13 protein-coding genes are annotated in these 14,788 nt (G+C 59.9%); 6 read left to right on the plus strand and 7 right to left on the minus strand.

Features of this window, described 5'->3' with window-relative positions:
* Nucleotides 1-21 precede the first annotated feature (21 nt).
* From DES53_RS06420 to DES53_RS06435, 4 genes are read right to left on the minus strand one after another with little or no spacing between them, the layout of a single operon-like run.
* Nucleotides 22-1,464 carry an MFS transporter gene (locus DES53_RS06420; protein WP_113957411.1) on the minus strand — a complete coding sequence of 481 codons (1,443 nt, stop codon included), beginning with the start codon at nt 1,462-1,464 and terminating at the stop codon, nt 22-24.
* A 22-nt stretch (nt 1,465-1,486) separates the two neighbouring features.
* Entirely contained in the window at nt 1,487-2,563 is a 1,077-nt protein-coding gene (locus tag DES53_RS06425; RefSeq protein WP_113957412.1) for a sugar kinase, read from the minus strand.
* A complete protein-coding gene (locus DES53_RS06430; protein WP_113957413.1) occupies nt 2,560-3,243 on the minus strand; it encodes a bifunctional 4-hydroxy-2-oxoglutarate aldolase/2-dehydro-3-deoxy-phosphogluconate aldolase in 684 nt (227 codons plus the stop codon). Before DES53_RS06430 ends, DES53_RS06425 begins: the two co-directional genes overlap by 4 nt.
* A gap of 44 nt (nt 3,244-3,287) precedes the next feature.
* The gene (locus tag DES53_RS06435) at nt 3,288-4,142 is read right to left on the minus strand and encodes a GntR family transcriptional regulator (RefSeq protein WP_147263250.1); all 855 of its coding nucleotides are present in this window, start codon (nt 4,140-4,142) and stop codon (nt 3,288-3,290) included.
* 92 nt (nt 4,143-4,234) lie between these two features.
* Here DES53_RS06435 and DES53_RS06440 point away from each other — a divergent pair, with 92 nt between their 5' ends.
* The 3 genes from DES53_RS06440 (at nt 4,235) to DES53_RS06450 (ending at nt 8,808) form a co-directional block, all read left to right on the plus strand.
* Nucleotides 4,235-6,535: a DUF3160 domain-containing protein gene (locus DES53_RS06440; RefSeq protein ID WP_113957415.1), complete on the plus strand. Its 2,301-nt coding sequence runs from the start codon at nt 4,235-4,237 to the stop codon at nt 6,533-6,535.
* A 98-nt stretch (nt 6,536-6,633) separates the two neighbouring features.
* Nucleotides 6,634-7,473, plus strand: coding sequence for a 50S ribosomal protein L11 methyltransferase (locus DES53_RS06445; RefSeq protein ID WP_113957416.1), 840 nt, complete (start codon nt 6,634-6,636; stop codon nt 7,471-7,473).
* Between the two features lie 168 nt (nt 7,474-7,641).
* Complete coding sequence (locus DES53_RS06450; protein WP_113957417.1) at nt 7,642-8,808, plus strand: pyridoxal phosphate-dependent aminotransferase; 1,167 nt, start codon at nt 7,642-7,644, stop codon at nt 8,806-8,808.
* Between the two features lie 87 nt (nt 8,809-8,895).
* Here DES53_RS06450 and DES53_RS06455 read toward each other — a convergent pair whose 3' ends face one another.
* Nucleotides 8,896-9,714, minus strand: coding sequence for a metallophosphoesterase family protein (locus tag DES53_RS06455; protein ID WP_170156903.1), 819 nt, complete (start codon nt 9,712-9,714; stop codon nt 8,896-8,898).
* A 302-nt stretch (nt 9,715-10,016) separates the two neighbouring features.
* Here DES53_RS06455 and DES53_RS06460 point away from each other — a divergent pair, with 302 nt between their 5' ends.
* From DES53_RS06460 to DES53_RS06470, 3 genes are read left to right on the plus strand one after another with little or no spacing between them, the layout of a single operon-like run.
* Nucleotides 10,017-10,334, plus strand: a complete 318-nt coding sequence (locus DES53_RS06460) for a hypothetical protein (RefSeq protein WP_147263251.1) — start codon at nt 10,017-10,019, stop codon at nt 10,332-10,334.
* A gap of 17 nt (nt 10,335-10,351) precedes the next feature.
* On the plus strand, nt 10,352-11,092 hold the full coding sequence (locus DES53_RS06465; RefSeq protein WP_113957420.1) for a hypothetical protein: 741 nt from the start codon (nt 10,352-10,354) through the stop codon (nt 11,090-11,092).
* Nucleotides 11,093-11,111: 19 nt separating this feature from the next.
* Entirely contained in the window at nt 11,112-12,686 is a 1,575-nt protein-coding gene (locus DES53_RS06470) for an ammonium transporter (RefSeq protein WP_211325463.1), read from the plus strand.
* 298 nt (nt 12,687-12,984) lie between these two features.
* On the opposite strand, the gene DES53_RS34010 is transcribed toward DES53_RS06470, so the two are convergent.
* Nucleotides 12,985-13,440: an acyl carrier protein gene (locus tag DES53_RS34010; RefSeq protein ID WP_113957421.1), complete on the minus strand. Its 456-nt coding sequence runs from the start codon at nt 13,438-13,440 to the stop codon at nt 12,985-12,987.
* A 50-nt stretch (nt 13,441-13,490) separates the two neighbouring features.
* Nucleotides 13,491-14,750, minus strand: coding sequence for a DUF5722 domain-containing protein (locus DES53_RS06480; protein WP_113957422.1), 1,260 nt, complete (start codon nt 14,748-14,750; stop codon nt 13,491-13,493).
* Nucleotides 14,751-14,788 lie beyond the last annotated feature (38 nt).

The raw sequence follows: 14,788 nt of genomic DNA on the forward strand, positions 1-14,788 counted from the left end.
TATCAGTCGTGAATGGGAGTGTCAGTCCGGGGACGTGGCCGGATCGATGGGACGGGTGGGATCAATCTTGAACCAGCAGAGGAAAGCCACCACGTAGAGCGCGGCGAAGCTGTAGAAGTTCACGTGGTAGCCGTGCAGCAGTGCCGCCTGCGTTTGCTCTACGGTGAGGGCCTTTACCGTGACTCCCAGCGAAGCCGCCCGGTCCATGACCGCATGCTCCAGCACGGAGCCAGTGAGCCACCCTGCGAGCGCTCCTGCGAGACCGGCGCCCATGTTCATGAAGGCGCCGATGGTTCCAGCGAAGCTTCCGCCGATATCCTGGCACGTGGCCCATGCACTGGGCAGCGTGAGATCCGTGCATAGGGCGGCGAGTGATACCGCGAGGAAGAAGACGAAGGCGTTTGGCGCGATCGGGCAGATGAGGAAGCAAAGGATGCACATGCTGTGGCCCACCCAGCCGCAGAGACGCCGCGCCTTCTTCCGATCACCGGTGCGACTGATAATGGCGTCCGTGATCATGCCTCCGAAGAGACAGCCCAGGGCGCCGGCAAGCAGTGGTCCGCCCTTGTAGAGCGCACCCAGCAGGCTGGAGTTTGGCATGCCGTACTGCGTTTCCAGGAACTGCGGGAGATAGGTGATGTTGAAATACCATCCGTATGCCTGCGCGGAGTACATGAGGCACAGGGTCAGAAAGTTCCAATCCGTGACGATGCGCTTCCATGGCACGCCACTGTGGGATTCATGCACTTGGGAGCGATTGAGATGGATGTACTCCAGCTCCGCAGCATTCACTCCGGGATGCTGCTCTGGCTGGTCGCGAAACTTCCTTGCAAAGCTGATGCACCATATCACACCAACCAGACCAAAAAGGCAGAATGCGGTTCTCCAGTTGAATAACGCCGGAGTGTAGGCGGTGCCGACTACCAGGAGCGTCCAGAGGAAAGGAGTAAGCCCGCCCATGAGTTTCCCGCAAAACCACACCCTGCCCTGGCCGCGCCCGCGCTCCTGCAGGGGAAGCCAGTTATGCAGGGCCCGGGTGATGTTCGGATACGCACCGGCTTCGCCAATGCCGAAGAGGAGCCGCACCACAATCAGGAATCCAAGACCCAGAGTCACGGGGCCGAACTTCAATCCCGCTGCCGCGGTGAGCACGGTGAAGGCGGACCACCAGAGCACGATGCGCAGCAGCGCCTTGCGAGGGCCAAACATGTCGCCCATCCAGCCGGTAGGTACTTCGAAGAGTGCGTATGCGAGCGCGAAGGCGGTGAAGGCCCATTTCAGATCTGCTACACTCTGCAGGTCCAGTGCCTTCACCACGTCACCCGCGGCGGATGCCAGCGCCACGCGGTCCAGATACGTGATCATGGACAGGATGCAGACGAACCACAACACGCTGCTCCGTACACGGGAAGGTGCTGCCGCAGTGATGGCGTCTGGTGAAAGGGAGCGGGACCGGGTGGCCATGGCGCGAATCGTGCGAAGTAAATCAGCGTTTCACCCGGGAAGAGGCATCGCCCTGCATCAGCGCCTCGACCTCGGCACGGGAGACGTGGACGAAGTCGCCCTCGACCGAATGTGCCAGACACCCCGCGGCCACTGCAAAGCGAAGGGCACGGGCGGCGTCACTTGAACCAGCTCCAGATAGCACGTGGATGATGCCTGCTGCAAATGCATCGCCGGCGCCGAGACGATCCACGATGTTGGGAATCTCATGTGGCACCACGCTTCCATCATGCACGGGGGCGAAGTGGGTGGTGTCCGTGGCCACCTCATGGAGCATGCCACTCCACAGGCTGTGATTGGCAGAAACACCTTCGCGCAAGCTCATGGCGATGTGCGTGAGTTGAGGATATCGGGCGGCGAGTTTGCGGGCCACATCCACATCGGGATTCTCAGCGCCGGCATCCGCGTGAATGTTCAGCAACGCAGCGGCATCTTCGCGGCCTCCCATGAAGACAGTCACCATGGGCATGAGTTTCTGCAGAGTGCGAGCCGCGAGCTGAACCGGGGCGAGGGGAGGAGACCAGTTCCACAGCTTGCTGCGGAAGTTCACATCCAGGGAAATGCTGATGCCTCTTGAGGAGGCTTCGCGCAGTGCGGTGCGCGCAAGGTTCGCCGCATTCTCGGAGAGCGCGGGAGTGATTCCGGTGATGTGAAACCAGGTGGCGTCTGCGAAGATGGCATTCCAGTCGTAGGCCTCTGGTGGCGTGATGGCTACGGAAGCCCCTTCACGATCGTAGATGACCTGATGTGGCCGCTGATTGGCACCGGTCTCCAGGAAGAACAATCCGAGTCGGCCGTGAGGTGTGCGCAATACATGACGCGTCTCCACGCCGAACTGTCGCAGGTTCACCACACACGCATCTGCGATGGCGTGATCCGGCAGTGCTGATACGAAGGAAGCATTGCCACCCCAGTGCGCCAGGGCCGCTGCTACGGTCGCTTCCGCTCCGGCGAAGGTGCTTTGCAGCGTGCCGGGCATGGCCTGCTGGAATCGTGCGTGCCCTGGCGTGGCGAGGCGCATCATGATCTCACCCAGCGTGACGACGGTGGAGTGGCTCATGAGTTGCCTCCCCGGGTGCGATCGATGAGTTCACGAATGGCACGTGCCCGTGTGGTGATGGCATTCCAGTCGCGCTGTTCGATGAGCTGCTTCGGCGCGAGCCACGAACCGCCAATGGCGGGCACGAGGGGATCTCCCAGATAGCTGGCGGCATTGCGTTCATCAATGCCACCTAGAGGCACGAATTGTACCCCGAGGTGCGTGAACGGTGCGGCCATGCTGCGCAAGTAGGGGAGACCACCGCAGGGCTCGCAGGGAAAGAACTTCAGCAGCGTGCAGCTGAGTTCCAGCGCGCGCTCCACATCGGAGGGGGTGCACACGCCGGGAGCAAAGGACCAGCCTGCATCCTGTGCCTCCTGCACGACGCGGGGATTCGTTCCTGGGGACACTCCGAATTTGGCTCCGGCTGCGACGCAGGCGTGCACTTGCTGTGGTGTCAGCACGGTGCCGGCACCCACCAGCGCGCGAGGCACTTCACTGGACATGCGGCGCAGGGCCTCTAGTGCCCCTTCTGTGCGCAGGGTGAGTTCAATGCAATCCACGCCGCCATCGCACAACGCATTGGCCAGTGGCACAGCGGCATCGGGATCGTCGAGAACGATGGTGGCGATGACACCGGACTTTTTAATCCGGTCGTGCCATGCAGGAGAGAAGGTGATCTTATTTATAGCGGAAGCCATGAGGAGGATGCGGGTCGTGGGTGAGATGGAAGACGTGACGCCGTTCAGTGCGCGGGCTCGCGGAGTTCGGCGATGAGTTCCGACATGGCTTCCGTAAGGGGTGGGGGAGGCCCACCCTTCATTGGCTGCTTGCCACGGCGTGCATCATGGGAAGCCAGGGCGTCTTCCATGCTGGTCTGCATATGCGCCTCCAGATGTTGCTGTGCGGCGGCGGCATTGCGCTGGCGAATGGAGCGGGCCACGCGCGCATGCTGCAGCCACACCCACGCCACGTGATGCAGATCACGCTCGTGGCTGCGGCAGCCGAAGATGGCACTGCGGAGATTCACATCGCCGAAAATGGTGAGTGCACGACGGTTCTCCGCCGCCTTGATGAGCAGCAGGTGAAAGGCGAGGTCCGCATTGAGATACCGCTTCAGCGGAGTGCCGGTCATGAGCGCTTCACCTGAGGCACGAAAGTCACGGATGGCTTCACGCATGTCGTCACAGCGCTTCTGCAACTCGAGAATCTGCGCTGGCTTCATGCGGCGTGCAGCTTTCCGCACGGCAAAGGATTCGATGGCCATGCGCACCTCATAAGCTTCCACGATCTCAGCCCGCTCAGGCATGGCGACATAGGTGCCACTGGAGGCGCGCTGGGTGACCACCCCTTCCGACTCCATCCGGCGGATGGCCTCCCGCACCGGTGTGCGGCTCATGCCCAATCCCTTGGCCAGTCCCGCTTCGGAGATCTTCTCGCCCGCCGCCAGCTTCCCACTCCAGAGCTGGGTCTGCAGGTGCTCATAGGCACGCTGGGCGAGGTTGGAAGGACCAGTCGCCACGGATGTCGCACGTGGCTTCTTCAGCGGCGCACGACGGGCGGATTTCTTGGGACGGTTGCGAGGTGTATTCCGGACCACAAAACCGGTATACCGGTTTGATGCCCCGTGGTCAAGGGTGAGTTTTTCTTCACCTTGCGGGTGACTCGGAATTGAGGCGTGACATTCACGGAATGAAAGGATTAGCCTGCGCCATGTTTTTCCGGGCACTGCTGTCGTTGTTCGCTGCGTGGGCTGGCATCTCTGTGTGCCTGGCAAGTGATGGATACCCCGAGCCTCCCAAAAACTGGCAGGAAGCCGCGAAGCGTGCTGGCTTGACTGATGACCAGTTGAGCCGGCTGGAGAAGGATAAATTTCTCGTGACCGGCGTGGAGGAGCGCCAGTCCTTCAGGGCTTATCTTGGTGGGAACGTTCCTTTCTTTGTGACCAGCGATGCGGTGCTCAATGCCTACCACGTCCTTTTCGAAGAGTCACTGCGTCAGCAGGAGGAGGTGCAGGCCGGAGGCCTCAGGAGTTTTTGCGACACGGTGTGGAAGGACCTGGGCAGTATTGAATCTCGCTACAGTGGGGATGACGCTTTGATTGCCCAATCGAAACGCAGAGCCATGTTCACCATCGGTGTAGCGCTCAGGCTCTTTGGCGGCGACATTGACGGGGCTTCCCCAGAGTTGAAGAAAAGCATCGACGACGAGGTCGCTCTCATCCTCAAGGCTGAGGGAAGGCACAAGCCTGCGTTGCTGGGGAAGCCTGAGCCTTCATTTGTGGCTTTTGAGTATGCACTCTTCCGTCCTGTCGGGTTCTATGCGGACAAGGGGACATTGAGCAGGTACTTCAGGGCTGTGCGCTGGTTGCAGTTGGTTCCCTTTCGCGCCGACTTTCCGGAAGAGCATCTCGCCTTTCACATGCTGGGTACCATTCGGCAGCACTACTTTGGAGGTGTCTTGACCACGCGCACCATTCTCTTCACGGCTTTGGGGGGCGTCCGGGACCACCTGGATCTAGACGAGACCCGGCTGGTTTCCTATGGCCGTGAAAAGGCAAGGGTGGATGACAGCTTCTTCAAGTCCGGTTTGGATGTCGTGCGGGCGGATGCTGGACAGATGGCTCTTAGTCCGTCTCCCTTTTCGGATAGAGTGCGTGAAGTCGCGCCTGGGCAGGATGACCTTGAGTTCCGGGCCTTGAGTACTTACAGGCTTCCTGAAGATATCGCCATGTATACGGCGGCCGCCGTTCAATCTCCGTCCCAGTCCTCCATCTCCCCTGGCCTGGCCTTCAATGCGTGGCTTGGAGTGCCCAAGGCGGAAGAGCTGTACCGGCAGCAGTGTGGTCCTGACGCGTGGGCCCAACTGATCGCGGGCCGGCCGACCCTCAGGCGCGACTACGGAGACGCTGACGCACAGCAGGAGCCCTGGTGGAAGCGTCCCTTCCAAGTATGGTCTTCGGAGCTGGAGTATCGCGGCACGCTGCGCTGGGCGGCGGAGGTGGACGAGCGCGCGCCTGCCTTCATGCGCAGCCTCGCCTGGCAGACGAAGGCGATGCAAACCATCGCGGCAAGTTGGGCCCAAGCACGGCATGCCTGGATGTTGCAATCAAAGCCTCAAGTGCACGTGCTGAAAGGCACGGCGTCGCCACAAGGATTTATTGAACCGCTGCCGGAGTTTTTCATGCGGCTGAGCCAGTGCGCTGGCCACATGGGACGCCTTGCCTCCGATGCCGAGGCCGTGGGGGATCCTGTGGCTGCCGTGGTGGAAGAGATGAGGGAGACGGTAAAGTCGGAGCGAGCCCGCGTTGCGGAGAAGGCGGGCGAACAAGAAATCTCCGAGGCTACGTGGGTCTTGTCCAAGCAGCTAGGAACTTACAGAGTGCCGATGGATCACGACAAGCTCCAGAATCCCAGTCGCGAGGATGTGCTCAGACTGGCGGATGAACTGGAGAAGCTGGCAGCGAGAGTTCAGCAAGAAGCGAGACCGGGCAGTGAGTTGTGGGGCATTCTTCAAGAGGAGCGCATTCGCACAGACGTGCTGTGGCACGAGCTTGAGGTTCTTTGTCTCCGCCTTTCAGCGATGGCGGATAAACAACTCAGCGGTCGGACATTCACCCAGGATGAGAATAGTTTCATCTCGCACACCGGACGGCGTCTCTCCCGAATCATGCTCTACCGGGGACAGGCTCTTTTCCACCCTCATGATGATGCCCCGCGCATCGCCTTCATTTCCTCGCAGCCCAAGCGGGCGATGATGCAGCACGTGGGCATCGGCAGGCCGCGTCATCTGTATGTGCTCTATCCATGGGAGGGTAAGGATGTGTTGTGTCGTGGCATCGTGATGCCCTATCACGAGGTGGAGGCGGCCACCACACTCACGGATGAGGCTTGGCGTGAGCGCTTCTCCAAAGGCGGAGAGCGCCCACCGATCCCGGCGTGGCTGCACGAAATGGTTCCCGCAGAAGCCGCATTGCCCGAAGCAAAAAACTGAGCGCTCACTTTAAGGATGCCTGCCCCGGGATGAGAGGTTAAGAAAAAGCGACGCATTTTTTCGCTGCCATCCGGTCGTGGGCACGCTAGCATCGCCGCATGTTTGTCTGGTCCAAGCTTTCGGGAAGTACGTGGGTGGATGCCTGGGAAGAGCGTTTCGCGGGAGATCCGCGGTTTGTCATCACCCGCATCCCGGGGCGCCACACGGTGCGCGTGGAGATGTATTGTGAGAAGAAGAAGGAGGCGCAGGACATTCAGAGCCATTTTGGCGGCGTGGTGCGCCCGGTGAAGGCCCGCAATTGGGCCGCAATGTCCGCTGAGATTCCGCCTCCTGTTAAAGTTCGCGACCGCCTGATCATCGTGGGGGACAAGGCCCAGTCCAAGCTTTCCGCGCTGAGGAAGGAGCATCCCCTGCGTCATGTCATCAGCATTCCTGCGGACATGGCCTTTGGCACCGGCCACCATGAGACCACCTCCACGGTGCTGCGCATGCTGGTGGACATCGCGGAGGAGCGGGAGGGGACTCCCTGGACCATGCTGGATCTGGGCACAGGCAGTGGCGTGCTGGCGATTGCCGCAGAACGCCTCGGCGCGGCGAGGGCGTGGGGCTGTGATTTCGACGAGCTGGCCATCAAGGTGGCGCTGCAGAACCTGAAGCGGAACCGCACTAAGAAAGTAACGCTGGAGGTGGCGGACGTCCTCAAGTGGAGGCCCAAGGAGAAATGGGACTGCGTGGCGGCCAATCTCTTCCACGATGTGCTGGAGGAGGCCTTCCCCAAGATGGCCCGTGCCATCAAGAAGAGCGGCACCCTCCTGATCTCCGGCATTTTGAAGACCCAAGCGGAGAGCTGCCTCAATGCGGGGCGGAAAGCAGGATTCGTCTTCGAAGAAATTGTCACCCGCGGGAAGTGGGTCACAGCGCAGGGACGGCTGGGATGATTTCGGCCTGAATCCTCTACGCAGGAAACGGTTTAGGGCGACAACCGCGCAAGATGGGGCAGCCGATCCCGTTGCGGCATGGGCCCGCTTTCCTTTCACAATCGTTGACAAAGGCCCAAAGCTCTCCTTTTTGCCCCTCCCTCCAATCATTTATCCCCGCCCCTCACAATGGACTTCATTGCCAAAAACGTCGCAGAACTGTCGCCGTCCCTGACTCTTTCCATCACCAGCCAGGCGAAGGCGCTGAAAAAGCAGGGCGTGGACGTGCTGAGCTTCGGCGCGGGTGAGCCTGACTTCAATACCCCGGCGCACATCACGGAGGCAGCCATTCAGGCGCTCCATGACGGCCAGACCCGCTACACCGAGAGCGCCGGTCTTCTGGAGCTGCGCGAGTCCATCGCCACGAAGCTGAGCGTGGACAACAACATTTCCTACGAGCCCTCCCAGATCAGCGTGAACTGCGGCGCGAAGCACTCCTGCTACAACGCCATTCTCGCTGTCGTGAATCCGGGGGACGAGGTCATCATCCCCGCTCCGTACTGGACGAGCTATCCTGAGATGGTCCGTCTCGCCGGTGGCGTGCCCGTGATCGTGGAGACCAAGGCCGAGAACGGCTGGAAGATCACCCCCGATGAGTTCGAAGGCGCGATGTCGCCCCTCACCAAGATGATCATCCTGAACTCGCCCGGCAACCCGACGGGTTCGGTGTACAGCCGCGCGGAGATGGAAGCCATCGCCGAAATCGCGCTGGGTGAAGACATCCTCATCCTTTCCGACGAAATCTACGAGAAGCTGGTGTACGCCGGCCAGGAGCACGTGAGCATCGCGTCCCTGAGCAAGGAGGTGCACGATCTCACGATCACCATCAACGGCTTCTCCAAGGCTTATGCCATGACCGGATGGCGCCTCGGTTACACCGCCGCTCCGAAGGCAATCGCGACCGCCATCGACACCATCCAGAGTCACACCACGTCCAACCCGACCACCTTCGCCCAGTTCGGCGCTATCGCCGCGCTGAACGGTGATCAGCAGATCGTGGCGGACATGCGTGAAGAGTTCGACATGCGCCGCCAGTACATGCTGAGCCGCCTGCAGAACATCAAGAACATCCGCGTGGTGGAGCCCCTTGGCGCTTTCTACTTCCTGGTGAACATCGAGCCCATCGGCATCAAGTCCGTGAACTTCGCGGAGAAGCTGCTGAGCAAGCAAAAGGTGGCCGTGGTGCCCGGCGTGGCCTTCGGTGCGGAATACACCGTCCGCTTCAGCTACGCGACCAGCCTGGACATCATCAATTCCGGCATGGACCGCTTCGAAGAGTTCTGCAACCAGCACTAAGCTGGGCTTGGCACGGACTTGAGCAGAAGAGCCAGAAACGACTTCAGAGCGCGCACGGGAGACCGTGCGCGTTCTTTTTTGCCCACGTCATGTGAGCGGCAGGACCTCAATTTCCAGCCGACCTCCGCTGGCATTGTCATCGGTGACCACTTGCGGAATGCCATTCAGGAGATCGAGCGAAGGCTGGTGGGTGTGACCAGCAAAGACTGCGAGAAGATTGGTGGCCGCGAGGACTTCACGATGAAAGTCGAAGGTCGTCTGCGTGTGTCCGGTTTCACGCCACTTTGGACGTCGCTCGATGGCGAAGTTCTTATCCGACCTGGCACCCCAGTCCGGATGACCACAGCCGAAGCCCATGGGTCTCCCGGGTGCATACAGCGGAATGTGAATGAAAAGGAGCGAGGGCATGCCTCCTTGGAGCAGTCGGCGAAATTCGTTCAACTGCTCCGGCAGGATCTCATAGGTTGAGTTATCGAGCACGATGACGCGCAGCCCCTTGATGTCGCGGGATGAGATGAGCGGATTGGCACCTCCATAGAGTGGCAGCAACCGTTTCTGGATCCATGCGTCACGGAGTTCCTGGCTGGAGCCTTCCATGCCCTCGTAGTGCCAGTCATGATTGCCTGACGTGTAGAGCCACGTGAGTCCGGATTCGAGGAGCTTTTGCGAAGCCCACTCCACATTTGCCTCGGAGGGAAAGCTGAAGAGATCTCCCGGCAGGGCGAGAAGATCCGCTTTGCTCTTCTTCGCCGAGGCGATGCCTTCCATGAAAGAGTCCTGAGGTGTGGTCGGCTGACCGGACTTCGCATGGCGTGTCTTCACGTACGCTCCGGCCATGCGCTTGCTGTACTGGCTGAAGGGTTCCTCGCGTGCATCCCGGAGGCCGAGATGAGTATCGGACAGCATGGTGATGCGCACAGGCCCAGCGAGGCCGGCACTGCGGAGGGAGACAGTACTCTCCGTGAGAGAGAATGCATGACGTGTAGAGAGTGCAGCCTCGGACTCTCCGCCTGCCACTCCCCAAGTGGTCGCCGCGCCCAGTCCCAGTGCCGATTGTAGAAATCTCCTTCGATGCATTTGAGATGAACGTTTTTGGATGAGCTGGTTTTTCCCGCACCCTGTTTTGCAACAACAAACAAAAGTTCAGAGACAATGAAGCAAATCTGGCATCGCGACTGCTTAGTGCAGATGCAGCGACCATTGTTTTCATGACTTCAATAGAATCACAGCGTGTGCCTTTGTTTCAGGTGACTGCGGACCAGAGTGTCCGCGGTACGGGCAATCCCGATGAGCAGCAACGCTTTCTCGGGGAGGTCCGGTTCGTCGACTATTTCGCACAACTGATTGGCACCAGCCTGGGTATGCAGAGCATGGAGCTGGCGATCGTGGAGGATGCGCAGTCGCAGACAGCCATCTACTACGCGCCAGCGATGGGTGGGAGTCCGGCGGTGAATGGTTTCATCAGCATGAAGCGCCGTTCCTTGAGTGAATTGATTCAAACTCTTCGGGAGGAGCATCGCGACTGATTTCAGCGCGTCACTGCATGTCTTCTCCAGACTCCGCCGAACTCAGCGCCGCCACGCTTCACCTCTACCGAATCACGGGAGTGGTGGGCCTTCTCTTGATGAAGAGTGGCAATCAACTCGCCAACCACATGCCCTTTGCGGATGTGCGCACCAATGAATTGGGAGCTCATGTGATGCAGATGGCTGCAGGCTATGGGCAGGTGAAGCGCCGTGTGCGCCAGGTCCTGATGCTCTTTGACTCGGGCACGCTCCTTATTGTGATGAAAGAGCAGATCCAACTCGCGCTGATGCTCACGCCGCAGGCGGATCTGGATAAGGCCTCCCTCGCAGCTGGGGCCTTTCTCATGGATTATGCGGCGCAGCTCGATGCCGCTGCCCCTACTGCGAAGCTGGAGAAGGAGCCGGAGAAGCCCAAGCCAGTCGCGAAGCCAGAGTCAGATCCCGTGGTGGTGCCTGTGGCATTCGCCGCGGAAGAGCCGGTGCGCGAGAAGGCGTTGATGGCGGAGCCTGTGCATGAAGCATGGCCGAAGGTGACGGCAATCCTTGAGTCCATTCTCGGCAAGGTGATGGGCAATGCGCAGGCAGTTCGACTCATCAACCGCATGAGTGAAGCGAAACATGGGAATGATGTTTCCAAGATCAGTCCTGCCGATGCCAAGGTACTCGCAAGGGCCGTGCTGGAGCAGGTGCCCAACAAGTCGAAGCGCGATGCCCTTCTCAGCGAACTCGACCACGCGCTTGCCGAAGCAAAACTCTGATCCCTTTCCGACAACCACCATGATCCTCCGCGCCCCATCCATTCTAGCCACTTTAGTGGGCTTACTCAGTTTCAGCTTGTGCCTGCAAGCGCCTGCCCAATCTACTCCCGCAGATGAAACTGCACCGGCATCCGCACCGGTGCCATCAAACTACCGTATCATCATCGCGGAACCACAGACGCCATCATCCGCAGGCATGCAGGATGTGGAGAAGCGGCTGGATCAGGTAAGCAGGATTTTGGAGAGTATGGCCGGGAAGATGGCGGCGGATGACGTTGCCACGGCTCCAGCCACAACTGGGTCCGCTGCGAGCGTGTCTCCACCTGCGACCGCTTCATCAGTGACGCCGGATCTCATCCAGCTCGTGCAGGACAATGCGTCCTATGTGTGGATCCTGTTGGGTGGCATCCTGGTATTCAACATGCAGGCGGGTTTTGCCATGCTGGAACTCGGCGTGTGTCGCGCGAAGAACTCCATCAACGTGCTGATGAAGAACTACCTCGACTTCTGCATCGGCTCCATCATCTATCTGGTGATTGGCTTCACGCTGCAGTTTGGCAGTTCGTGGATGGGTTTCATCGGACTGGATCGTACCTGGCTTCCGGACTTTGCCGGTGACCACAAGGTGTGGATCTTCTGGTTCTTCCAGGTGGGTTTTGCCACGGTTTCTTGTACCATTGTTTCCGGAGCCATGGCGGAGCGTACCAAGTATCTGGGCTACCTGATCTATGCGGGTCTCTTCATGATCATCATCTATCCCATCACGGGACATTGGGCCTGGTCCGGTGCAGGTGCGGCATGGGGTATGGCTGGCGACAAGGGCTGGCTGGAGGCGATGGGCTTCGTAGACTTCGCCGGTTCCTCCGTGGTGCATGCCTGTGGTGGTGCGTGTGCATTGGCGGGCATCATTGTGGTGGGGCCGCGGGTGGGACGTTTTGCCAAGGATGGTACGCCACGTCTCATTGCCGGTCACAACATCCCGCTCATGGCACTTGGCGCCATGCTGCTGTGGTTCGGATGGTTCGGTTTCAATGCAGGATCCACACTGGCGGCAAATCCTTCCATGGGACGCATCGCGGTGAACACACTCATCTCGCCATGTGCAGGCGCGATCTTCGCGATGGTGGCCATGTGGTTCGCCCAAGGGAAACCGGATGTCGGCATCGCCATCAATGGATCGCTTGGTGGCGCCGTGGGCATTACGGCGTGCTGCGCGAATATCTCGCCCGGTTCGGCCATCATTGTAGGTACGGTCGCTGGGCTGCTGACCACCGGCGCCACCATCTTGCTGGAGCGCTTGCGCCTGGACGACGTGGCGGGTGCCGTGCCCGTGCATCTCGCGAATGGATTGTGGGGCACCGTGTCGGTGGCGTTGTTTGATGAGAAGGGCTTCGATATCGGACGCCTCGGCGTCCAGGCCCTTGGCACGGTGTCCATTGCCGTCTTTGGCTTCGTTGCCGGGTTCGCGGTCTTTAAGTTCATCGACCTCACCGTGGGCCTGCGTGCGAGTGAAGAAGAGCAGATCGATGGCCTGGACTTCGCTGAGCACGCGGTCAATGCGTATCCGGACTTCCAGACCAGTGAGCGGGCGTAGCACAAGGAGGTTAGGCGTCCCGCCTGACAGTGGGCGTTAGGCCTCCGGCCTGACCGAAAAGCTCTTTGCTGCCTTGCGCCAGAGATACACTCACCCCATCCGCGCGGTCAGCACAGAGTTGTCCTTCCCACACTGGCGGCTTACCCTCCCAGCCTCAGCGTTCTTTGCGACCTTGCTTCCTTTGGGGTAAATCCGGATTCATCGGTGCAAGGTGGCTGTTTGCATGTCGGCGCATTCTCACTCCTTTCAGTCAGACCGGAGGTTCAACGCCCATTGTCAGACGGGACGCCTAGCCTCCTCAACCCAAACCCAGGTCTCTCACAAATTCATCCTTGTCAGAGAACTCGTCGACGCCCAGTTGCTCACGAATGATCCAGCGCACAACTTCCCGTACCTCACTACGGTTCCACTGCGGAACGTATTTGCGCCGCTTCATCAAGGCTTTGGTGCGAATCTCAACGCGGTGTTTGACCTCGTCACGCACAGTGTGGCGGGTAAACCACCCTCGTGACAAGACACTTTGCAGCTTCACTTCTCGTCGGGGAACGCCAAGCTTTGTGAAGTGGTGCTCGCGAACACGATGAAACTCCACCATCGAAAAGCAGGGATCACGATCCTCGGATGCGTTCACCTGCTTGCAGACCCAATCGATGGCGTCCGCGGGTGTGAACATGTGCGCTGCCGCTTCATCAGGAATATCAATCCCGAACTCCTCTTCCCAAGCCATCACCAGTTCAACAGAGTCGAGGCCCATAGTGGCTCACCTGATGTCCGAAAACGTAGAGCCGTCAAGGTCGCATTGCTTCACTTCAACTCATCCCACGACTTCAGCCCAACGATCGACAGATACTTCCTCGCCGCTTCAGTCCACTCCGGAGTACCCGCTTTCAAGAAAAGCCCGTAGATCTCGCGCTTCTTCCCCGGTGTCGCGATGCTGCCCGCCTGATTCTCCCACAGCCCGAGGCGCAGGCCGCCTTCATGGGCATGGTCCACATGGCGATGCCAGATGAGCGCATCGATGCCATCCTGCCGTGTCGTCTTCTCCCACGCGTAGGCATAGCCCGCCGCCTGCAGTTCGCCGCCATCCGGCGTCGCCAGACAGTGGATGCCCTGCTCACTCAGGATGATGCGGCGCGGTTTCCCCTGCCAGAGGAGTTCCGGTCGTTTCATGTACTCGCACGCCACTTCCAGGTTCTTGAAGGTGATGTGCGGACTGTCCGCATTTGGGAGGGCAGCTTTGTCCAGCCATGTGCGTGGATTGCCGAGATCATCGGGATAGGGATGATGCGCCACATGCCATTCGAAGTCTCCGCGTTCGCGAGCGAGTTTCGCAAATGTATCCAGCAGGTCTCGACCCTTGCATGCCTCCTCCGCACTGATGCCGGGCATGGAAGCATTCCAGTGATGATCGAAGGACAGGTACACACGAGCGTGGGCGGAATGCTTGCGCACTTCCTCATGCGTGGCGCGCACCGCCTTCTCATACTCGCTGGCCACCTTGGCCATGGGAGCATTGCCCAGGTTGTACCACATCCAGTGGGAGTTCACCTCGTTTCCCACGATGTATCCCCACACGCGACCGTGCTCTGGATGAGCACCGCTGAAGCGGTCGGCGAGTTGGGCGATGAGTTTGCGGTACCAATAGGGTCCCTCTGCTTTCGCTGTGTTGAACGCAGCAATGTTGAACTTGCCATCCTGCCTTCGCGCTGGATGCAGCAGCAGGGCGTCCTTCTCAGCATCACCGGTAGGATAGGCTAGCAGGATGAGATACACCACCACGCCGGCGTCGCTTATTGGCTTCACCTGCTTGTCGAGGCTTGCGAGATAGTTCTCATCGATCTTCAAATCGCCAGACTTCGATGCGTGAAACATGGCGCCGAGACTCACATTCACCGCGGCGTGATGGATGCCGAGCGCCAGCGCATCATCCACCATCTGCACCTGCAGGCCCTTCTTGCTGGGAGGGGTGGGGAAGGGGTCCGTGTTCTGTGCTGCCACGTGCCTGATAGCAGCCAGCAGCGAGAAGGTGCACACACAGGTGGTGATGAAATGACGAAGGGGCATGCGAGGTCACGATAGGGAGCGCCTGAATCCCGGCAATG

This window comes from Roseimicrobium gellanilyticum (genome assembly GCF_003315205.1).
In the GTDB taxonomy this organism is placed as follows: Bacteria; Verrucomicrobiota; Verrucomicrobiia; order Verrucomicrobiales; family Verrucomicrobiaceae; genus Roseimicrobium; species Roseimicrobium gellanilyticum.